Origin of the sequence: Izhakiella australiensis (assembly GCF_002006995.1) — a bacterium.
In the GTDB taxonomy this organism is placed as follows: domain Bacteria; phylum Pseudomonadota; class Gammaproteobacteria; order Enterobacterales; family Enterobacteriaceae; genus Izhakiella; species Izhakiella australiensis.
Window position 1 is genome coordinate 107,084 of sequence record NZ_MRUL01000009.1, and the last position, 19,092, is coordinate 126,175.

General features: G+C 54.9%; 19 protein-coding genes. 4 read left to right on the plus strand and 15 right to left on the minus strand.

Features of this window, described 5'->3' with window-relative positions:
• Positions 1-126: 126 nt before the first annotated feature.
• Positions 127-1,797 carry a gamma-glutamyltransferase gene (gene ggt / locus BTJ39_RS13955; protein ID WP_241825922.1) on the minus strand — a complete coding sequence of 557 codons (1,671 nt, stop codon included), beginning with the start codon at positions 1,795-1,797 and terminating at the stop codon, positions 127-129.
• 269 nt (positions 1,798-2,066) lie between these two features.
• On the opposite strand from ggt, the gene BTJ39_RS13960 reads away from it, so the two are divergent.
• Positions 2,067-2,357, plus strand: coding sequence for a DUF2756 domain-containing protein (locus BTJ39_RS13960; RefSeq protein ID WP_078003313.1), 291 nt, complete (start codon positions 2,067-2,069; stop codon positions 2,355-2,357).
• On the opposite strand, the gene ugpQ is transcribed toward BTJ39_RS13960, so the two are convergent.
• The 10 genes from ugpQ to BTJ39_RS14010 all read right to left on the minus strand — a co-directional run bounded on the left by ugpQ (position 2,354) and on the right by BTJ39_RS14010 (position 12,548).
• The gene (gene ugpQ, locus BTJ39_RS13965) at positions 2,354-3,100 is read right to left on the minus strand and encodes a glycerophosphodiester phosphodiesterase (protein WP_078003314.1); all 747 of its coding nucleotides are present in this window, start codon (positions 3,098-3,100) and stop codon (positions 2,354-2,356) included. The genes BTJ39_RS13960 and ugpQ overlap by 4 nt on opposite strands.
• Positions 3,101-4,171 carry a sn-glycerol-3-phosphate import ATP-binding protein UgpC gene (locus tag BTJ39_RS13970; RefSeq protein WP_078003315.1) on the minus strand — a complete coding sequence of 357 codons (1,071 nt, stop codon included), beginning with the start codon at positions 4,169-4,171 and terminating at the stop codon, positions 3,101-3,103.
• A gap of 1 nt (position 4,172) precedes the next feature.
• Entirely contained in the window at positions 4,173-5,018 is an 846-nt protein-coding gene (gene ugpE, locus BTJ39_RS13975; RefSeq protein ID WP_078003316.1) for a sn-glycerol-3-phosphate ABC transporter permease UgpE, read from the minus strand.
• Complete coding sequence (ugpA, locus tag BTJ39_RS13980; protein WP_078003317.1) at positions 5,015-5,902, minus strand: sn-glycerol-3-phosphate ABC transporter permease UgpA; 888 nt, start codon at positions 5,900-5,902, stop codon at positions 5,015-5,017. The genes ugpE and ugpA overlap by 4 nt, the downstream gene beginning before the upstream one ends.
• Before the next feature lie 96 nt (positions 5,903-5,998).
• Entirely contained in the window at positions 5,999-7,315 is a 1,317-nt protein-coding gene (gene ugpB / locus BTJ39_RS13985; protein ID WP_078003391.1) for a sn-glycerol-3-phosphate ABC transporter substrate-binding protein UgpB, read from the minus strand.
• Positions 7,316-7,589: 274 nt separating this feature from the next.
• Positions 7,590-8,303, minus strand: coding sequence for a high-affinity branched-chain amino acid ABC transporter ATP-binding protein LivF (gene livF, locus BTJ39_RS13990; protein WP_078003318.1), 714 nt, complete (start codon positions 8,301-8,303; stop codon positions 7,590-7,592).
• Between the two features lies 1 nt (position 8,304).
• Positions 8,305-9,072: a high-affinity branched-chain amino acid ABC transporter ATP-binding protein LivG gene (gene livG / locus BTJ39_RS13995; RefSeq protein WP_078003319.1), complete on the minus strand. Its 768-nt coding sequence runs from the start codon at positions 9,070-9,072 to the stop codon at positions 8,305-8,307.
• Entirely contained in the window at positions 9,069-10,340 is a 1,272-nt protein-coding gene (locus BTJ39_RS14000) for a high-affinity branched-chain amino acid ABC transporter permease LivM (RefSeq protein WP_078003320.1), read from the minus strand. Before BTJ39_RS14000 ends, livG begins: the two co-directional genes overlap by 4 nt.
• On the minus strand, positions 10,337-11,263 hold the full coding sequence (gene livH, locus BTJ39_RS14005; protein WP_078003321.1) for a high-affinity branched-chain amino acid ABC transporter permease LivH: 927 nt from the start codon (positions 11,261-11,263) through the stop codon (positions 10,337-10,339). Before livH ends, BTJ39_RS14000 begins: the two co-directional genes overlap by 4 nt.
• A 157-nt stretch (positions 11,264-11,420) precedes the next feature.
• Positions 11,421-12,548: a branched-chain amino acid ABC transporter substrate-binding protein gene (locus BTJ39_RS14010; protein ID WP_078003322.1), complete on the minus strand. Its 1,128-nt coding sequence runs from the start codon at positions 12,546-12,548 to the stop codon at positions 11,421-11,423.
• Between the two features lie 401 nt (positions 12,549-12,949).
• Here BTJ39_RS14010 and panM point away from each other — a divergent pair, with 401 nt between their 5' ends.
• Positions 12,950-13,354, plus strand: a complete 405-nt coding sequence (gene panM / locus BTJ39_RS14015; protein ID WP_078003323.1) for an aspartate 1-decarboxylase autocleavage activator PanM — start codon at positions 12,950-12,952, stop codon at positions 13,352-13,354.
• Between the two features lie 78 nt (positions 13,355-13,432).
• On the opposite strand, the gene rpoH is transcribed toward panM, so the two are convergent.
• From rpoH to ftsY, 4 genes are all read right to left on the minus strand, one after another.
• Positions 13,433-14,290 carry an RNA polymerase sigma factor RpoH gene (gene rpoH / locus BTJ39_RS14020; protein WP_078003324.1) on the minus strand — a complete coding sequence of 286 codons (858 nt, stop codon included), beginning with the start codon at positions 14,288-14,290 and terminating at the stop codon, positions 13,433-13,435.
• 278 nt (positions 14,291-14,568) lie between these two features.
• Positions 14,569-15,561: a permease-like cell division protein FtsX gene (ftsX, locus tag BTJ39_RS14025; RefSeq protein WP_078003325.1), complete on the minus strand. Its 993-nt coding sequence runs from the start codon at positions 15,559-15,561 to the stop codon at positions 14,569-14,571.
• On the minus strand, positions 15,551-16,219 hold the full coding sequence (ftsE, locus tag BTJ39_RS14030) for a cell division ATP-binding protein FtsE (RefSeq protein WP_078003326.1): 669 nt from the start codon (positions 16,217-16,219) through the stop codon (positions 15,551-15,553). The genes ftsX and ftsE overlap by 11 nt, the downstream gene beginning before the upstream one ends.
• A 5-nt stretch (positions 16,220-16,224) precedes the next feature.
• On the minus strand, positions 16,225-18,045 hold the full coding sequence (gene ftsY, locus BTJ39_RS14035; RefSeq protein WP_078003327.1) for a signal recognition particle-docking protein FtsY: 1,821 nt from the start codon (positions 18,043-18,045) through the stop codon (positions 16,225-16,227).
• A gap of 177 nt (positions 18,046-18,222) precedes the next feature.
• Here ftsY and rsmD point away from each other — a divergent pair, with 177 nt between their 5' ends.
• Positions 18,223-18,825 carry a 16S rRNA (guanine(966)-N(2))-methyltransferase gene (gene rsmD, locus BTJ39_RS14040; protein ID WP_078003328.1) on the plus strand — a complete coding sequence of 201 codons (603 nt, stop codon included), beginning with the start codon at positions 18,223-18,225 and terminating at the stop codon, positions 18,823-18,825.
• A complete protein-coding gene (locus tag BTJ39_RS14045) occupies positions 18,815-19,087 on the plus strand; it encodes a DUF1145 family protein (RefSeq protein ID WP_078003329.1) in 273 nt (90 codons plus the stop codon). Before rsmD ends, BTJ39_RS14045 begins: the two co-directional genes overlap by 11 nt.
• The last annotated feature ends 5 nt before the right edge of the window (positions 19,088-19,092 follow it).

The following is a 19,092-nucleotide window of genomic DNA, read 5'->3' on the forward strand; positions in this document are numbered from 1 at the left end:
GTCGGCGACCGCTTATGGTCCGAAAAAACCAACATAAGCGATTGAATCTAAATACTATAAACAAATTTATCCATAATCGCAGGAGCTTTCGCCCCTGCGATTATGTCGCCCGGTACAGGAGGTAAACTAGTATCCTGCGGTCAAATCACCGGGCGTACGCGGATCGGAGGCGCCGTACAGCATACCGTTCGGCCCAATCATGATACTTTGCGTACTGCCCATCGCCGGCTGCACCTTCACATGCTGACCCCGTGATTCAAGGATCTTCAGGGTATCCGGGCTGAAGCCCTTCTCCACCCGCAGCTCATCCGGCAGCCACTGCTGGTGAAAACGCGGCGCGTTGGTGGCTTCGGCAACGTTCATCCCGAAATCGATGCTGTTGACCACCATTTGCAGCACGGTAGTGATAATGCGGCTGCCGCCAGGGCTGCCGGTCACCAGCCAGGTTTTGCCATCTTTGACGACAATGGTCGGCGACATCGAAGAGAGCGGGCGTTTAAAGGGTCCGACGGCGTTGGCTTTACCACCGACCAGGCCATAAACGTTCGGTGTCCCCGGCTTAGCGGAAAAATCATCCATTTCATTGTTCAGCAAAATACCGCTGTCCGCCGCCACGATGCCGCTACCGAAATTAGTATTGAGGGTGTAAGTCACTGAAACGGCATTACCTTGCTTATCCACCACCGAAAAATGCGTTGTCTGATTACTTTCATAAGGCGCCAGGTTACCGGGCTTAATTTCAGTCGACGGCCGCGCTTTAGCCAGATCGATTTTCTGCGCCAGCGACTTGGCGTAAGCCTTGCTGGTCAGTGCCCGCCAGGGCACGCTGACAAAATCGGGGTCGCCAAGATACTGAGAACGGTCGGCATAAGCGTATTTCTCGGCCTCAGCCGTTACCTGCATTGCATCCGCGCTGCCAAAGCCCATTTTCGCCAGATCGAAATTTTCGAGGATGTTCAGGATCTGCACGATATGGATCCCACCCGATGAGGGCGGCGGCATAGAGTAGACCTCGTAGCCGCGATAACGACCGGAAATCGGCTGGCGCTCAACCGCTTTATAGGCGACAAGGTCGGCTTTAGTAATAAAGCCGCCGTGCTGCGCCATCTCTTTGGCAATCTGGTCGGCAATCCAGCCTTTATAGAAGGCATCCGGCCCCTGACGGGAAATCAGCTCAAGGCTATGCGCCAGGTTGGTTTGTACCAGCCGCTCACCTTTTTTCCACGGCGTGCCGTCAGCCTTAAAGAAAATAGCCTTGCTGTTTGGATGATTAACCAGCACTTCGCTGCCATAGGTTTTCAAATCGTCCGCCAGACCATCATTAACGATAATCCCTTTGCGCGCCAACGTCAGCGCCGGCTGGATTAGCTTACTGAGCGGCAGGGTGCCATATTTCTTATTCGCCAACGCAAATCCCGCGACGGTGCCGGGGATTCCGGAGGCCAGATGAGAAGTTAGCGACTTCTTACTATCAGCATTACCCTTCTCGTCAAGGAACATATCGGCATAGGCCTTATTTGGCGCCATTTCCCGAAAATCGATCGCCGTAGTATGGCCGCTGGCGGTGCGTAACATCATAAATCCGCCGCCGCCAAGGTTACCCGCCTGGGGATGCGTCACCGCCAGCGCAAAGCCGACGGCGACGGCGGCATCAACGGCATTACCACCCTGTTTTAATATCTCAACACCGACGTTGGTCGCCGTAGCATCAACCGAGGCCACCATACCGTGCTGTTCTTTAACCGGATGAAAAGTATCAGCATCGACGCCATAAGAAACCGGTGGCGGTGCCGCCATTGCCGGCCCCTGCCACCATAAAAAAAAGCCAACAAATATCCACGCCAGCCGGCGCTGCGGTTCTGCTCTCATCTGATTTATTCCTTATGATAATAATGAAATACCCCGTCATTTTCTCCGCCGCTGTACCCCAAACGCAGCCGCAATTACCGGTTTAACTATGGAATAAACTGACAAAAAAGCGATCCTTAACGTAAATAAGGAGCCTTCCTGGAACAGAAATGAGCGTTATGTCTTACAATTGAGTGAAATCACAAGGAGGACTGCATATGAAATGGGTTATTTTTCTGGCGGCCGCGCTTCCCCTGGCCGCCATGGCTAACACGCTGAATAATACTAATCAGCCTGGGCAGAGCAACCAGCCTTTTAATCCCAGCACGCAGCGCATGCAGAATCAGATGCGTAATCAGCAGCAAAATCAACAGCTAAAGCTACAGCAGGACCAGCAGCAGCAAAGCCAGCAGATACAGCAGAAAATGCAGGAACAGCGTAATCAGGCGCAGCAGCGTCGCCTGAAAACGCCGCAGGGGAACCAGACCGGTCCCCGCAGCAACTACTAAGCGTTAAAATCCGGGCCAATCAGGTCGATGCGATCGGTACAGATGGCATCGACCCCCCAATCTAACAAGGTTTTCGCCCGACGCGGATCGTTGACGGTATAAACCAGAATCCTCAACCCGGCCTGCTTCACTGCCGCCACGCGCTCCTGGGTGAGAATGCTGTGATTAAAGTGCAGTGACACGCACTGCAGCGCCTCGGCTTTCTCCTGCCAGTCATCAATCCACTCGTGCAGCAGATAGCCACGCGCCAGCTCCGGCGCCGCCTCTTTGGCAGCGACCAGCGCATCATATTCAAATGAGGAGAGCAGCGGCGGCGTCATTCCCTGCCACAGCGCCCTGGCGGCCAACGCAACGGCCCGTCCGGTTTCTTGCGCCAGTCCGGTCGTCGGTTTAATTTCGATATTGGCCATCATGTCATAGCCACGACAGCGGGCGGCAACCTGCTCCAGCAGCGGCAGACGCTCGTTAGCAAAAGGGCGACCAAACCAGCTGCCGGCATCCAGCATAATCAATTTTTCCCACGACAGCTCCCCGGCAACGCCCCAGCCGTTGCTGGTGCGGTCGAGCGTATCGTCGTGCAGCAGGAATATTTCACCGTCGAGCGATAGCTTAGCGTCAAACTCGATCATTTTGTGCCCGAACTCAGCACCTTTGTCGATAGCCGCCAGAGTATTCTCCGGGGCCAGAGAACCGCCGCCACGATGAGCAACGATTGCCGGATAGGGCCAGGCATTCTGTCTCATTTATTCAATCCGCTGTCCGCTTTCAGTATCAAAGTAGTGTAGCGATTTGGCTGGCAAATGCAGCCACAACGTGCTGCCGGCCGTTGGCCGATCGGCATGAGGCAGTCGTACCACCACACTGCCATCCCCCCATTTTCCATGGGCAAGGTTATCCGCGCCAAGAATTTCCAGCGTATCAACCTTCAGCGGTATGGTTTCACGCGCGCCACTGCTGACGGCCAGATGCTCAGGACGCACGCCAAGGGTGATCTTACGCCCCGCCCAGGCGACTTTTGCTTCCGGCAGCGGCAGGGTAAAATCGCCGATATTCAATGTCAGGCCGTCGCTGCTTACTTCGCCTGCCAGCAGATTCATTGCTGGCGAGCCGATAAAGCCAGCGACGAAAAGGGTCGCCGGGCGCTCGTAAATCTCTACCGGGGTGCCCAGCTGTTCCAGTATCCCTTTATTCATGACCATTACCCGCTGAGCGAGCGTCATCGCCTCCACCTGATCGTGGGTGACGTAGATACTGGTGGTACGCAGCCGACGATGCAGCTGCTGCAGCTCCAGGCGCATTTGCACCCTCAGGCGCGCATCAAGGTTAGACAGCGGTTCATCGAACAGGAACACCGCTGGCTCACGCACGATGGCGCGCCCCATCGCTACGCGCTGACGCTGGCCGCCGGAAAGCTCGCGCGGGCGCCTTTTCAGCAGCGCCTCAAGCTCCAGCGCCTTTGCCGCCTGCTGCACCTTTTCCGCGATTTGTACTTTGCTCATGCCGCGAATTTTCAGGCCATAGGCCATGTTCTCTTCCACCGTCATATGCGGATAGAGCGCATAGTTCTGAAACACCATCGCAATACCGCGATCTTTCGGCTCCAGCTCGGTGACCTGGGCGTCATCAATATAAATATCGCCGGTGGTTACACGTTCCAGACCGGCAACCATACGCAGTAACGTCGACTTGCCGCAGCCGGAAGGGCCAACCATCACCATAAATTCGCCGTGTTCGATGGTGACATCCAGCGGATGAATGATTTGAAGCTTGCCATCGTAAGACTTGGTAACCGCCTGAAGTTTTACTACTGCCATGTTATTTCTCGCTCTCAACCAGGCCACGCACAAAGGCACGCTGCATCACATATACCACTATTACCGGCGGGATCAACGTCAATAGCATCGCCGCCATCACCTCATTCCACTGCGTCGGCGAACCGCTGGTGGAGATCATACTTTTAATCCCGGCTACCGCCGTGCTGAGCCCCGCATCGTTAATGATCAGCAGTGGCCAGAGGTACTGGTTCCAGCCATAAATAAAGGTGATAACAAACAGCGCAGCCAGATTGGTTTTTGATAGCGGCAGGACGATATCCCAGAAGAAACGCATCGGACCGGCGCCGTCAATGCGCGCCGCTTCCAGTAGCTCATCCGGCAGCGACATAAAAAACTGGCGAAACAGGAAAGTGGCGGTAGCAGAGGCCATCAGCGGTAGCGTCAACCCACTGTAGCTGTCGAGCATATGCAGGTTCGAAATCACCTCAACCGTCGGGAAAATACGGACCTCAACCGGCAGCATCAGGGTAATAAAGATCAGCCAGAAAAATAGGCCGCGCAGTGGAAAGCGAAACCAGACCAGGGCAAAAGCGGACAGGATGGATACCACAATTTTGCCGAAGGTAATGCCCAGCGCCATGATCAAACTGTTAAGCATCATCAGGCTGAAAGCGGGCCCGCTGCCGTTAACGCCGCGGGTCCAGATACGCGAAACGTTTTCCCACAGATGGCTGCCCGGCACCAGCGTCATCGGCACCTTATACACTTCATTGCCGTCCAGCGTCGCCGCAACAAAAGCAACGTAGAGTGGAAAAAGAATGGTCAGCACGCCCAGGATCAGCATGGTATGACTGAAGATATCCAGTCCGCGTCGGTTTTCGATCATTGGTAACGCACCTTACGCTCAATAAAGCGAAACTGAAGCACCGTCAGGCCGATAACCAGCAGCATCAACACCACTGACTGCGCCGCCGAGGTGGAAAGATCCAGTCCGGCAAACCCTTCCCGGTAAATTTTGTAGATAAGGGTGGTGGTCGCCTGTACTGGCCCGCCGCCGGTAGCCGCATCAATAACCGGAAAGGTATCGAAGAAGGCGTACACCAGGTTTATCACCAGCAGGAAGAAACTTACCGGGGTGATCAGCGGCAGCGACAGATTAAAAAAGCGTCGTACCGGCCCGGCGCCATCTATCGCCGCTGCTTCGACTAATGATTTGGGGATCGACTGTAACGCTGCGAAGAAAAACAGAAAGTTATAGCTCATCTGCTGCCAGATGGAGGCCAGCACGATCAGAAACATCGCCTGTCCGCTGTTTTGCGCATAGTTCCAGTTATAGCCCAACTGGTTAAGGATATGGCTGAACAACCCCAGACCCGGATTAAACAGAAACATCCACAGCACCGCAGCGACCACCGGCGCAACGGCATACGGCAGCAGCAAAAGCGTCTGATAGAGCTTTCTCATTCTGATGACGTAATCTGCCAGCGCCGCGAGAAACAGAGAAAAGGCCATACCAAACCCCGTAACCAGCGCGCTGAATTCAATGGTGGTCCAGAAAGAATCCAGGTAGTAACTGTCGCTGAAAAGATGTTTGAAGTTCTCCAGGCCAACGAAGGTGCTGGAGATGCCGAAAGGATCAATGTTCTGTAGCGAATACCACAGCGCTTCGCCGGCGGGCCAGATAAAAAATATTGCCGTGATCAGCAGCTGGGGCAGAACCAGAAGATAAGGCAGCGGGCTGGTGCGAAATCCGGGACGGAATGATGACATAGCGTGCTCTGTATCGATGAAAAACCACAACCGGAAAACATCCGGCACCCGCAAGCAATTTGCAGATGCCGGATGGGTCACGCCGGTTTAGCCGGGTTACTTAACCTGCTGTTCGAAGCGGCGCAGCAGCTGGTTACCGCGCTTAACTGCGTTATCCAACGCGGCCTGCGGTGACTGTTTGCCGGTCCAGACGCCTTCCAGCTCTTCGTCAACCACGGTACGGATCTGCGGCATATTGCCAAGACGCATACCCTTGGTATAAGGCAACGGCGCCTTGTTCAGCATCTGCCGGGTGGCAATGTCCGCCCCGGGGTTTTTGTCATAAAAGCCCTGTTTTTTGCTCAGCTCAAAAGCGGCGGTGGTGATCGGCAGATAGCCGGTCTTCTGATGCCATTCAGCGGCGATTTCAGGCTGTGCCAGAAACTTCATGAACTCCGCAACGCCTTTATAGGTTGCCGGGTCCTTGCCTTTCATCACCCACAGGCTGGCGCCGCCGATGATCGCGTTCTGCGGTGCGTTTTTAACCGTATCGTCATACGGCATCATGCCGACGCCAAAGTTAAACTTCGCATAATGACGGATATCTGCCAGCGAACCGGAAGACGCGGTGGTAATGCCGCAATCACCGTTATAGAACTTAGCGGTTGGCTCATCTTTACGGCCGTAGTAGGTGAAGTCGCCTTTCTTGTTCATATCTTCCAGCATCTGGATATGGCGTACCTGCACCGGCTTGTTGAACTCCAGAACCGTATCGGTGCCGTCAAAGCCGTTGTTTTTGGTGGCTACCGGCAGGCCGTGCCAGGCGCTGAAGTTTTCAATCTGAATCCAGCCCTGCCAGCCGCTGGCATAACCGCAGCTCATGCCAGCCTTACGCAGCGCAGCGGCATCTTTCGCCAGTTCCTGCCAGGTTTTCGGCGGCTGGTCCGGATTAAGACCCGCTTTTTTGAACGCGTCTTTGTTGTAATACAGCACCGGCGTCGAGCTGTTGAACGGCTGAGAAATCAAATGACCTTCAGCATCGCTGTAATACCCGGCGACGGTAGGGACAAATTGCTTCTCATCAAAGGGAATGCCTGAGTCTTTAAACACCTGAGAGACCGGTACGATGGCTTTAGAAGCCATCATGGTTGCCGTACCGACTTCATAAACCTGCAAAATAGCCGGAGCTTTACCAGTACGCACCGCGGCAATACCGGCAGCCAGGCTCTGCTCGTAGTTGCCTTTATAAACCGGCACCACTTTGTAATCGGGGTGGGCTTCATTGAAGCGCTTAGCCAAAGAGTCGACTTCGACGCCCAGCTCGCCTTCCATTGAATGCCAGAAAGGAATTTCCGTGGCGGCAAAAACGTTACTGCTAACGGCCAGGCCCAGCAGTACGCCGAGCGAGGTGTGACGCAAAGTAAACGATGACATATCAGGTTCCTGTGCCATTTTGTTGGTAAGCGCGAAAAAACGAATTAAAACACGCATTTTTTGTTCGCGAAGTAACATGACACGCAAAAATGACAGTTAGATAACCAGAATGTTACTGAAATGTGACACGGTTAATATTCAGGAATGACAGTAAGATGCGTTGCTTTCACCGACGGCGGGCAGTGAACCGACGATGTAGCACCGCAAGCGGTACGGAGAGTGAAAACGCGCTCTGCGCCGCCCGCCCAGCCGGCGCAGAGAAATATGATGAAAGTTAAGCGCCTAAATAAGCGCTGCGCACCGCCTCATTAGCCAGCAGCGCCTCACCGGTATCTTCCAGCACAACGTGACCGTTTTCCAGCACGTAGCCGCGGTCGGCCAGCTTCAGCGCCTGGTTGGCGTTCTGCTCGACCAGGAAAATGGTCATCCCTTCCTGACGCAGCTGTTCGATGGTATCGAAGATTTGCTGAATAATAATCGGCGCCAGCCCCAGCGAGGGCTCGTCCAGCAATAGCAGACGCGGCTGGCTCATCAGCGCCCGACCGATCGCCAGCATCTGCTGTTCACCACCGGACATGGTGCCCGCACGCTGAATACGGCGCTCCTCCAGCCGGGGAAACAGCTCGTATACCCAGCGAAGACGCTGCTGGTAAGCCTGGCGCGCGGCAAAAAATCCGCCCATCGCCAGATTCTCTTCAACCGTCATGCGCGCAAAGACGCGCCGCCCTTCCGGGACGATGGCAATCGCCTCACGCATAATGCGCGCCGTTTGCCAGTCGGTTATCGTCTTACCATCGAAGACGATATTTCCGCTGCTGGCGCGCGGTTCACCGCACAGCGTTCCCAGCAACGTGGTTTTACCGGCGCCGTTGGCGCCGATCAGGGTAACGATCTCGCCTTGTTGAATATGCAGGCTGACGTCATGCAGCGCCTGTATCGGCCCATAGTGCGCGCTGACGCCTTCCAGAGTGAGCATCGGGTTAGCCATATTATGCTTCCCCCAGGTAGGCGCGGATAACGTCAGGGTGATTACGCACTTCTTCCGGCGTACCATTCGCCAGCGGCGTCCCCTGATTGACCACATAAATGCGATCGGAAATGCCCATTACCAACTTCATATCATGCTCTATCAGTAATACGGTGACCTTATGCTCACCGCGTAGCTCGGCGATCAGCTGATCCAGCTCATGGGTTTCTCGCGGATTAAGACCCGCGGCCGGCTCATCCAGCATCAGAATATCCGGCATGGTGACCATGCAGCGGGCGATTTCTAAGCGCCGCTGCTGACCGTAGGCCAGATTACCTGCCTGGCGATTCGCCATTTCCAGCAGGCCAACGCGCGTAAGCCAGGTTGCCGCCCGGTCTAACGCTTCGCTCTCCGCTTTGCGAAAAGCCGGCGTCTTCAGCAAGCCGGAAAAAACCCCGCTTTTCAGGTGCTGATGCTGAGCAACCAGCAGGTTTTCAATGACGGTCATTTCACGAAACAGTCGAACGTGCTGAAAAGTGCGCACTACGCCCATGCGGGCTATCTTTTGCCCCGACAACCCTTCCAGATGCTGATCGCGTAAGGTAATGGTGCCGCCGGTTGGCTTATAAAAACCGGTCAGGCAGTTGAACACCGTGGTTTTCCCTGCCCCATTGGGACCGATCAGCGAAACAATTTCCTGCGGGTAAAGGGCAAGCTCAACGTTATTGACCGCCAGCAGGCCGCCAAAGCGCATCATCAGCCCCTCAACTGCTAATAAAGGCGGGTTCATGCCTGCTCTCCTTTCGCGCCTGCTTTTAGCTTCAGCTGCGGACGCTTCATCGGCAGCAGTCCCTGCGGACGCCAGATCATCATCAGCACCATCAGCCCGCCGAGAACCAGCATGCTGTATTCATTCAGATCGCGCATCAGCTCGCGCGATACCACCAGCAGTACAGCCGCAAGGATCACCGCCAGCTGCGAGCCCATTCCACCCAGCACCACGATCGCCAGCACAAACGCCGATTCGACAAAGGTAAACGATTCCGGGCTGACAAACCCCTGGCGGGCGGCAAACAGCGTACCGGCGAAGCCGGCAAACGCGGCGCTGATAGTAAAAGCCGTTAGCTTTATGCGCGTCGGGCTGAGTCCCAGCGAACGGCAGGCGATTTCATCCTCGCGCAGCGCTTCCCACGCCCGCCCCAGCGGCATACGCAGCAGTCGGTTAATGACGAACAGCGTCAGCACCACCAGCAGCAGCGCCACCAGGTAAAGAAAAATAACCCGATCGCCCGGATCGTACTTCAGGCCGAAATAATCGTGGAAGGTGCTCCAACCGCCCTCGCTCACCTTGCGGCCAAATTCAAGGCCAAACAGGGTAGGTTTGGGGATCTGGGCAATACCGTTAGGACCGCCGGTAAAGGACGTATTGTTTAACAACAGAATGCGTACGATTTCGCCAAAGCCGAGCGTGACAATCGCCAGATAGTCGCCGCGCAGGCGCAGTACAGGAAAACCGAGCAGCAGGCCAAACAGCGCCGCGACCAGCCCGGCCAGCGGCAGGCACTGCCAGAAGCCCAGCCCGTAGTAATGGTTCAGCAGCGCAAAGGTGTAAGCGCCGATGGCATAAAAGCCGCCATAGCCCAACACCAGCAGACCGGAAAGGCCTACCACCACGTTTAGTCCCAGGCCGAGCATCACGTAAATCAGCGTCAGGGTGGCAATATCTACCGTACCGCGTGATACCAGAAACGGCCAGGCTATCGCCGCCACAATCACCAGCCCCATCAGCAGCTTCTGCTTCGGCGTTGAGCCGTCAAACCCCGGCAGCACCAGCCCTTTACCGCTCCGTTTCATCGCCCCCTGAAACAGCGGACGCAGAAGCTGGAACAGGAATACCACGCCACAGGCGGTAAATATCCAGTTCCAGCGCAGCTGACCGGCGTTAACCACCACCAGCTTTGTGCCATCCAAATCGAGCCGCATTCCCATAAAGAAAGTTGCCAGCAGCAGCAATACGGCCGTCGAGATCACGGCATTGACCAGATTGAGGTGTTTCATACTTTTTCCACCTCCGGCCGTCCGAGAATACCGGTCGGCATGACCAGCAGCACGACAATCAGCAGGGCGAAAGAAACCACGTCTTTGTACTCGGTGCTGAGGTAAGCGCTGGTAAGCGCTTCGGCAATGCCCAGCACCAGCCCGCCGATCATCGCGCCGGGAATACTACCGATGCCGCCCAGTACCGCAGCAGTAAAGGCCTTCATGCCCGCCATAAAGCCAATAAACGGGTTGATGGAACCATAAAACTGCCCCAGCAGCACGCCAGCGACGGCAGCCATCGCGGCGCCGATGACGAAGGTTAAGGAGATCACCCGATCGGTATTAATACCCAGCAGGCTGGCCATTTTCAGATCTTCGGCGCAGGCGCGGCAGGCGCGCCCCATGCGCGAATAGCGGATAAACAGCGTCAGCGCCAGCATCGCGCCAAAGGTAACCAGCCAGATAACCAGCTGCATCGTCGACAGCGTCGCCGCAAAGCCGTTGCTTTCACCCAGCGTCCACTGCCCGTTAATCAGACCGGGCAGCGCCAGATCACGGGAGCCTTGCGTCAGGCTGACGTAGTTTTGCAAGAAAATCGACATGCCGATGGCGGAAATCAACGCAATCAGGCGTTTAGAAGAGCGTACCGGCTTATAGGCCACCCGCTCGATGCTCCAGCCATAGGCGCTGGCAATGACGATCGCCACGATGAATGCGGCGGTAATCAGCAGCCAGCCGACATCAATACCCATCATCATCAGCGCAGCAATAACGATAAATGAAACGTAGCTGCCGATCATATAGACCTCGCCATGGGCGAAGTTGATCATGCCAATAATGCCGTAAACCATGGTGTAGCCGATGGCAATCAGCGCGTAGGTGCTGCCTAACGTTACGCCGTTGAACATCTGCTGAATAAAATAAAGGAACTGCTCGGACATACCTGAACACCTTACCAATCTACCTTAAAAGGTAGAAACGCCTGGCGCGATACCAGGCGTTATTGTCGCAACCCGCTGACGCGGGCAGCGCTGGAGCAATGGCAAATCGAAATTTGCCCCAGCGCTGCCACGCCAGGCAGGCAAGTAAACGCCTGATTTATTTCACGGCGGTCGAAGAGCCGTCTTTATGCCACTCAAATACACCGAACTCGAAGCCTTTCAAATCACCTTTCTGATCCCAGCTCAGATTACCCATCACCGTCGGCACCGGCGCGCCGGTTTTCAGATTTTTTGCGATAGCTTCCGGTTCGTCGCTCTTACTGCGCTCAATTCCCGCCGCCAGCGACTGAATTGCCGCATAGGTAGTCCAGACAAACGGGCCGGTCGGATCTTTACGGTTAGAGGCTTTGTTGGCTTTAATCGCATCAACGATAGCTTTGTTATCCGGCAGCTGATCATAACGCTTCGGCAGCGTGACCAGCATGCCCTCAGACGCGTCACCGGCAATATTAGACAGCGATGCATTGCCCACGCCTTCCGGCCCCATAAAGCCGGCTTTCAGGCCCGCTGCACGAGACTGACGCAGAATCTGTCCCATTTCCGGATAGTAGCCGCCAAAATACACGAAATCGACGTTCTCTTTTTTCAGGCGGGCAATCAACGCGGAAAAGTCTTTATCACCGGCGGTAATGCCTTCAAACAGGACGACTTTGGCGCCCGACTTTTTCAGGCTGTCCTGCACCGAACGTGCCAGGCCTTCGCCGTACTGCTGCTTATCGTGGATAATCGCAATACGTTTAGGTTTCACCTGACCAAGGATGTATTTAGCGGCGGTCGGGCCCTGGTCGGAATCCAGCCCGGTGGTACGCATTACCAGCTCATAGCCGCGAGAGGTCAGTTCAGGCGCCGTTGCCGCCGGCGTGATCATCAACACGCCTTCGTCGTTATAGATATCTGAAGCGGGCTGAGTAGAGGAAGAGCACAGGTGGCCGATAACGTATTTAATGCCGTCATTGACGACTTTGTTGGCCACCGCAACGGCCTGTTTCGGATCGCAGGCATCGTCATATTCAACGCCGACCAGCTTGTCACCGTTAACGCCACCTTTGGCGTTGATATCTTTAATCGCCTGCTGCGCGCCGGTGAACTGCATATCGCCATACTGCGCTACCGGGCCGGTTACCGCACCGACGATAGCCACTTTAATATCTTTAGCCAGGGCGGCATGGCTCATCGCCAAAGCAATACATCCTGCCAGCAGCGCGCTACCTTTACTCATTTTCATTGGCACTTCCCCATCTGTATTTACTGTTGTGGTTTGCTTTGTTGGTTATAGTGACCGGGAAAGTCGCAAACTCTTTTAATGATAATGAGTTAGCATAATATTCCGGTCTGTTTTATAGATAAGGCTTTTAAATTCAGTTTATTAAACAGGAATTTTCTGCTGTAAATCAACTAACCTATTGCGAAAATAACGCTTACCTCAGAATATTTCGCTAACAGTTTTGATGGCATTTCAAACAGAATAGTAGTTTAAAATTCTAACTTTAAGCACAGTATTTACCGCATTAGTCTGCCCAATTGCTAAAAGACGGTGAGTTCGTGGTGTAAATCAGAAACGGAGTATTTGCGTTATATTCGCTCAAAATCACTACAGTATCCCGGCTAATCATTTCGGACCTGACGATGAAACTAACGATTATTCGCTTAAAAGATTTAACCCAGCAGGACCAGACGGATTTGAGTAAAATCTGGCCACAGCAAGCAATCCCGACGCTGGTAGAGACGCTCAGCGAGCAGTCTCAGATATACGCCGCCCGCTTTAACGATCGGCTTCTTGCCGCACTGCAGCTCGATGTCAGCGGCACGCAGGGCCGTATCGGTCACCTGGAAGTTCGTGAGGTTACCCGCCGCCGCGGAGTGGGAAAATACCTTCTGGAAGAGGTGATGGCGCAAAATACGGCGATAACCTTATGGCGCGTCGCCAACGACGGTAGCGCTGAGCGCGGCGCCATTGCCGCCTTTATGCAAAGCTGTGGCTTTCGTGCAGAAGTCGACGGCTGGGTAAAACGCGCGCGCACCGGCGACTGAGATACGCTGCTTCAGGCAATAAAAAAGCGCCCATAAAAAGGGCGCTTTTTTGCAGAGGTTCAGTACGTAGCGAATTCGTCAGGCTTCAATCGCCATACGCAGCTTTTTCATTGCATTCTTTTCCAACTGGCGGACGCGTTCGGCAGAGACGCCATAGCGATCGGCCAGCTCCTGCAGCGTGGTTTTATTGTCTTCATCCAACCAGCGCGCCCGAATAATATGCTGACTACGTTCGTCCAGCCCTTCCATCGCGAGCGTTAGCTTGTCCGCCGCGTGACCTTCCCAGTTGTCTTCTTCAATGCCGTCGGCAAAATCAGAGGTTTTATCCTGCAGATAGAGCACCGGCGCCATCGGCTTACCTTCGCCCGGCTCGTCGTCAGCGCCCATATCAAACGCCATATCCTGCGCGGCCATGCGGGATTCCATTTCGCGTACGTCGTGGGTGGAAACGCCCAGTTCGCGAGCCACCATGTCCACTTCTTCCTGATTAAACCAGCCCAGGCGCTGCTTATTTTTACGCAGATTAAAGAACAGCTTACGCTGAGATTTAGTGGTCGCGACCTTCACAATACGCCAGTTGCGCAGCACGTATTCGTGAATCTCCGCCTTAATCCAGTGCACGGCGAAAGAAACCAGTCGCACGCCAACTTCCGGATTAAAACGGCGCACCGCTTTCATCAGGCCGATGTTACCTTCCTGAATCAGGTCCGCCTGCGGCAGCCCGTAGCCTGCATAGTTACGAGCGACATGAACAACAAAGCGCAGGTGAGACAGGATCAGCGTCTTTGCCGCATCCAGATCGCCCTGGTAATGCAGCCGTTCAGCCAGCGCTTTTTCCTCATCTGCCGTCAGCACAGGCCAGGCATTGGCCGCCCGGATGTAAGAATCCAGGTTGCCTAAAGGAGCAATAGCTAAAGTTTGCATTTCTTTGGTCATTCAAACCCTCTCAATTAATCAATTCAGACGCTGCGCAATCCCTGACGCGAAGGCCAGCCTAAGCTAACCGCAGCTGAAAGCCAGAAGCTATCCGTGCGCAATCATTATAAGTCAGACCGCAAACTTATCCACAAGTTCATTGCTGCCTGTGCATAATTTTAATAGCGGTCAGTCGAACAATGACGATATAGCAAAAGAAAGTGACGCTAAGATGATCTTTCCCTGCCGGTTTTATCACGCAGCAAGGAAAGATTATATCAAAAAAATGTGAAAGTAGGTTACTGCGGCGTAAATCGGCGTAAATGTTGTACCGTTGCCAGCAAAGCGGCGCTCCAGCCGATAATGGCGGCAACCAACAGCAGCAACAGCCCTTCATCCCAGGATAACCCATGCAGCGTAAAGGTCGTGCCAAAAACCGCAGCAACCTGCGACACCACCGACTCCAGGCGCAGAACCATAATTTCCGATAGCACCAGAGAGAAGATCGCCCCGACAAAACCGAGCAGCGCGCCGCCATAGAGGAAAGGGCGTAGTATAAAACCGTCGGTTGCGCCGATCAATTTCTGCACGTTAATGGTATCACGGCGGGCAAAGATGCTGAGGCGCACGCTGTTGCCGATCACCAAAAACACGGCGATGATCATCAGCACGCCGATCATGGTGGCAACCTGGCCGGCCAGTCCGGTTAATGCCGCCAGCCGGGCATACCAGCTGTCATCCATTTTCACTTCATCCACGCCCTGAGTTTGCGCCACCCGGTCACGCAGGGTTTTCATGGTATCGGAATTTTGAAAATCCAGCTTCGGCGTAATGATGGCTACTGCCGGTAGCGGATTCTGTTCCAGCATATCCAGCGCGCCGCCGAACCCCGACCAGTTGCGGAACTCACCGCGCGCTTCATCGCGCGACAGATAGTTAACTTTATCGACGCCCTGCTCTTTTTTCAGCATGGCGACCACGTTCTCAGCCGCATTATCGTCGAGGGTTTTATCAAGATAAACCGTCAGCTGCGGCGCCGGATACCACTGTGTTGCCGCCTGATGTACGTTTTTCCAGGCGATATAGCAAATGCTCGGCAAGGTCAGAGAAATCGCGATTACCATCACCGTTAACAACGTTGCCAGCGGCTGGCGCCACATATCTGACAGCGTGCCGCGCAGGGCGTAGCGCCACTGCTCCTGCCAGCCGCCTTTCAGCGCTTTACTTTTCGAGGGTAGCCTCTGCTTTTGTGCTTTAGGAGCGGCCGGGCGCTTGTTACGCTTATTCACCATGATGGCCTCCGTGCAGTCTTCCCTGGTTAAGCGTCATCACACGGTACTGGCGACGGGCGATCAGCCCCATGTCATGGGTTGCCATCAGTACGGTGACCCCTACGCGATTAAACTCCTCAAACAGACGCAAAATATCCTCGGAAAGCGCGTTATCAAGATTGCCGGTTGGTTCATCAGCCAGCAGCACAACGGGCTTGTTTACCACCGCACGAGCGATACCTACCCGCTGCTGCTCACCGCCGGACAGCTGGATCGGAAAGCTTTTTGCCTTATCGAGCAACCCAACTTTATCCAGCGCGGCGGAAACGCGACGGCGAATATCTTCGGCGCTGGCTCCCGAAATAATCAGCGGGATGGCCACGTTATCGTAAACAGAGCGATCCATCAGCAGGTGATGATCCTGAAAAATCATACCGATCTGACGGCGTAAAAAAGGCACTTCACTATTTTTCAGACGGCTGATGTTATGGCCGCTAAACCAGATCTGCCCGGCGCTTGGACGCTCAATACCGCAAATCAGCTTCAGCAACGTACTCTTACCGGCGCCAGAGTGTCCGGTCAGGAATGCCATCTCGCCGGGTTGGAGATGAAAGTCCACGCCCTGTAACGCCTGGCGGCCGCCGAGATAAGCCTTACTGACCTCTTCAAAGCGAATCATCCTAATCAGTCCTCTCGGGCAAAAAGTGCCTCAATAAAATCGTCGGCTTTAAACGGACGCAAATCCTCAATACCTTCACCAACGCCAATGTAACGAATCGGAATGCCAAACTGATCGGCAACGGAGAAAATCACGCCGCCTTTTGCCGTTCCGTCCAGCTTAGTCAGGGTAATTCCCGTCAGATTCACCGCTTCATGAAACAGCCTGGCCTGACTGATAGCATTCTGCCCGGTGCTGGCATCAATTGTCAGCATGACTTCATGAGGCGCATCCTCATCGAGCTTCTTCATTACCCGCGTAATCTTCTTCAGCTCTTCCATCAAATGCGCTTTGTTTTGCAAACGCCCGGCGGTATCGGCAATCAGAACGTCAACATTACGCGCCTTTGCCGCCTGGATGGCATCATAAATAACCGAGGCCGAGTCGGCGCCGGTATGCTGCGCCACCACCGGAATATTATTACGCTGACCCCATACCTGGAGCTGTTCAACCGCGGCGGCGCGGAAGGTATCTCCCGCAGCCAGCATGACCGATTTTCCTTCAGACTGATACTGCCGCGCCAGCTTGCCGATGGTTGTGGTTTTACCCACGCCGTTAACGCCAACCATAAGAATAACAAACGGGCTTTTGCGACTGATATCCAGCGGCGCATCAACTTTCGCCAGAATTTCCGCCATTTCACTTTTCAGCAGGCCGTAAAGCGCCTCTGCATCGCGCAGCTGCTTACGGCTGGCCTGCGCGGTCAGGCTGTTAATGATACGTCGGCTGGTCTCTACGCCGACGTCGGCTATCAGCAGCTGCTCCTCTAACTCTTCAAACAGATCGTCATCTATTTTTTTGCCGTGGAACAATCCGATAAATCCGGAACCCAGATTCTGTCGCGTTTTTACCAGGCTGCGTTTCAGCCTGGCAAAAAAGCCTTCGCGCGCCGGGCGCTCCTGTTCCACAGGCAGCGCCGCTTCCTCAACCTCTGCGGCCACCTGGCGGGCTAAATCGTCATCCTGCGGCTCTGCCGCCAGCGCAGCAGCCTCCAGCTCCGCTTCCGACAGCGCGTCCGGCTGACTGTCAGACTGGCTTTGCCCGGGAGATAAATCGGCATCCTGCGGCGTCGGAGCGTCATTCCGTGGCTCCAGCGACGTAGTAGAATCAAGATTAGCGTAGGAAGACGCGTTTTTCTCCGGGTCAACGGTTGGCGCAGCAGCGTCCTGCGGCGGCAGAGTAAACGGCCGCCCTTCAACCGGTTCCAGAGCCTCAAGACTGGCTTCGGAGAGCGCGTCCTCTCTGGGATCAACCGCAGGTATAGCGGCGGCGTCTTCCCATTCAGCCTGCATCGGATGCTGTTCTGTCGGCGCGACCTTATGCTCCGGCTCTGCATCAGCCCGATCGGCGTCTTCCCATTCAGCCTGCACCGGATGCTGTTCTGCCGGCGCAGCCTTATGCTCCGGCTCTGCATCAGCCCGATCGGCGTCTTCCCATTCAGCCTGCACCGGATGCTGTTCTGCCGGCGCAGCCTTATGCTCCAGCTCTGCGTCAGCCCGATCGGCGTCCTCCCATTCAGCCTGCACCGGATGCTGTTCTGCCGGCGCAGCCTTATGCTCCGGCTCTGCATCAGCAGGCTCTGCATCTTCAGGCAGCCATTCTTCGGCGCTGCTTTTCTCTTCGGGTGTCAGCGTAGCCTGTGCGTCATCATCAGCGGTAACAGCCGACGGCGCTTCAGGCGCTGCAGATTCAATCTCTTCCTGCTGCGCGGCCTGCTCTGTCTCTTTTTGCTCATCCCGCCCTAATCCCAGCCAGGAAAAAAAGCCGCGTTTTTTCTCTTTTGCCATTGTGTTACAACACCCCTTGATGGCTGACCCGGCATCAAGCGCCCGGTTTTTTATTGTTCAGATGATTAGTTCGCTAGTCTAACACTTTCCGGCGGACGCAAAACAGCACCCTTTTTACCGTTTCCAGTAAGCGGTAACCCCGCTAAACTACGCAAAAAATTATGACGAGTTGTAAAGATGAAAAAACCACGCGGCCGGGCTGAAGGCCAAATCCGCATTATTGGCGGCCAGTGGCGCGGGCGTAAGCTCCCGGTGCCGGACAGCGACGGCCTGCGCCCGACCACCGACAGAGTACGAGAAACCCTGTTTAACTGGCTGATGCCCGTCATGGTCGACGCGCGCTGTCTCGACTGCTTCGCTGGCAGCGGCGCGCTAGGACTTGAGGCGCTTTCCCGCTATGCCTCCGCCGCTACGCTGCTGGAGCTGGAGCGCCCGGTGGCGCAGCAGCTGGAAAAAAACTGCCGGACGCTGGGCGCCAACAACGCGCAGGTTATCAACACCAATACCCTAAATTGGCTATGCCAGGCTGGCGAGCCTTTTGACGTGGTTTTTATCGATCCTCCTTTTCGTAAAGGCTTGCTGGATCAGATGCTGCCATTACTGGAGCACCACGGCTGGCTGGCAGCGCAGGCGATGATCTATATTGAGAATGAAACAGAAGGCGGAGCCCCGCAGGTTCCCGCCAACTGGCATTTATACCGCGAAAAAATCGCCGGACAGGTTGCTTACCGCCTGTACCAGCGTCACCCCATAAATCAAGGAACTGAAAATGATGATTAATATCGGACGCCTGTTGATGGTATGCGTCTGGTTATTTTTGCTATGGAATCTGGTTGATCCTTTTCCCAAGCCGCTGCGCTATTTTGTACATGTTGCACTGTTCTTTATGATCATCATGCACGGCCTGCAGCTCACTCTTATGAAGGCAACACAGCCGAAAAACGCAGCGCCGCTGAGCGGTAAAGTTCAGCTAAAAATGTTCATCTTTGGCGTATTTGAGCTGCTGGCCTGGCAAAAAAAGCATTACCCAAAGAAAAAATAGCAGGC

What these genes read in the sequence shown, in the direction of transcription:
- ggt (WP_241825922.1), bottom strand. Translation starts at nt 1,797, where the DNA reads ATGGCGGCACCGCCACCGGTTTCTTATGGCGTCGATGCTGATACTTTT.
- BTJ39_RS13960 (WP_078003313.1), top strand. Translation starts at nt 2,067, where the DNA reads ATGAAATGGGTTATTTTTCTGGCGGCCGCGCTTCCCCTGGCCGCCATG.
- ugpQ (WP_078003314.1), bottom strand. Translation starts at nt 3,100, where the DNA reads ATGAGACAGAATGCCTGGCCCTATCCGGCAATCGTTGCTCATCGTGGC.
- BTJ39_RS13970 (WP_078003315.1), bottom strand. Translation starts at nt 4,171, where the DNA reads ATGGCAGTAGTAAAACTTCAGGCGGTTACCAAGTCTTACGATGGCAAG.
- ugpE (WP_078003316.1), bottom strand. Translation starts at nt 5,018, where the DNA reads ATGATCGAAAACCGACGCGGACTGGATATCTTCAGTCATACCATGCTG.
- ugpA (WP_078003317.1), bottom strand. Translation starts at nt 5,902, where the DNA reads ATGTCATCATTCCGTCCCGGATTTCGCACCAGCCCGCTGCCTTATCTT.
- ugpB (WP_078003391.1), bottom strand. Translation starts at nt 7,315, where the DNA reads ATGTCATCGTTTACTTTGCGTCACACCTCGCTCGGCGTACTGCTGGGC.
- livF (WP_078003318.1), bottom strand. Translation starts at nt 8,303, where the DNA reads ATGGCTAACCCGATGCTCACTCTGGAAGGCGTCAGCGCGCACTATGGG.
- livG (WP_078003319.1), bottom strand. Translation starts at nt 9,072, where the DNA reads ATGAACCCGCCTTTATTAGCAGTTGAGGGGCTGATGATGCGCTTTGGC.
- BTJ39_RS14000 (WP_078003320.1), bottom strand. Translation starts at nt 10,340, where the DNA reads ATGAAACACCTCAATCTGGTCAATGCCGTGATCTCGACGGCCGTATTG.
- livH (WP_078003321.1), bottom strand. Translation starts at nt 11,263, where the DNA reads ATGTCCGAGCAGTTCCTTTATTTTATTCAGCAGATGTTCAACGGCGTA.
- BTJ39_RS14010 (WP_078003322.1), bottom strand. Translation starts at nt 12,548, where the DNA reads ATGAAAATGAGTAAAGGTAGCGCGCTGCTGGCAGGATGTATTGCTTTG.
- panM (WP_078003323.1), top strand. Translation starts at nt 12,950, where the DNA reads ATGAAACTAACGATTATTCGCTTAAAAGATTTAACCCAGCAGGACCAG.
- rpoH (WP_078003324.1), bottom strand. Translation starts at nt 14,290, where the DNA reads ATGACCAAAGAAATGCAAACTTTAGCTATTGCTCCTTTAGGCAACCTG.
- ftsX (WP_078003325.1), bottom strand. Translation starts at nt 15,561, where the DNA reads ATGGTGAATAAGCGTAACAAGCGCCCGGCCGCTCCTAAAGCACAAAAG.
- ftsE (WP_078003326.1), bottom strand. Translation starts at nt 16,219, where the DNA reads ATGATTCGCTTTGAAGAGGTCAGTAAGGCTTATCTCGGCGGCCGCCAG.
- ftsY (WP_078003327.1), bottom strand. Translation starts at nt 18,045, where the DNA reads ATGGCAAAAGAGAAAAAACGCGGCTTTTTTTCCTGGCTGGGATTAGGG.
- rsmD (WP_078003328.1), top strand. Translation starts at nt 18,223, where the DNA reads ATGAAAAAACCACGCGGCCGGGCTGAAGGCCAAATCCGCATTATTGGC.
- BTJ39_RS14045 (WP_078003329.1), top strand. Translation starts at nt 18,815, where the DNA reads ATGATGATTAATATCGGACGCCTGTTGATGGTATGCGTCTGGTTATTT.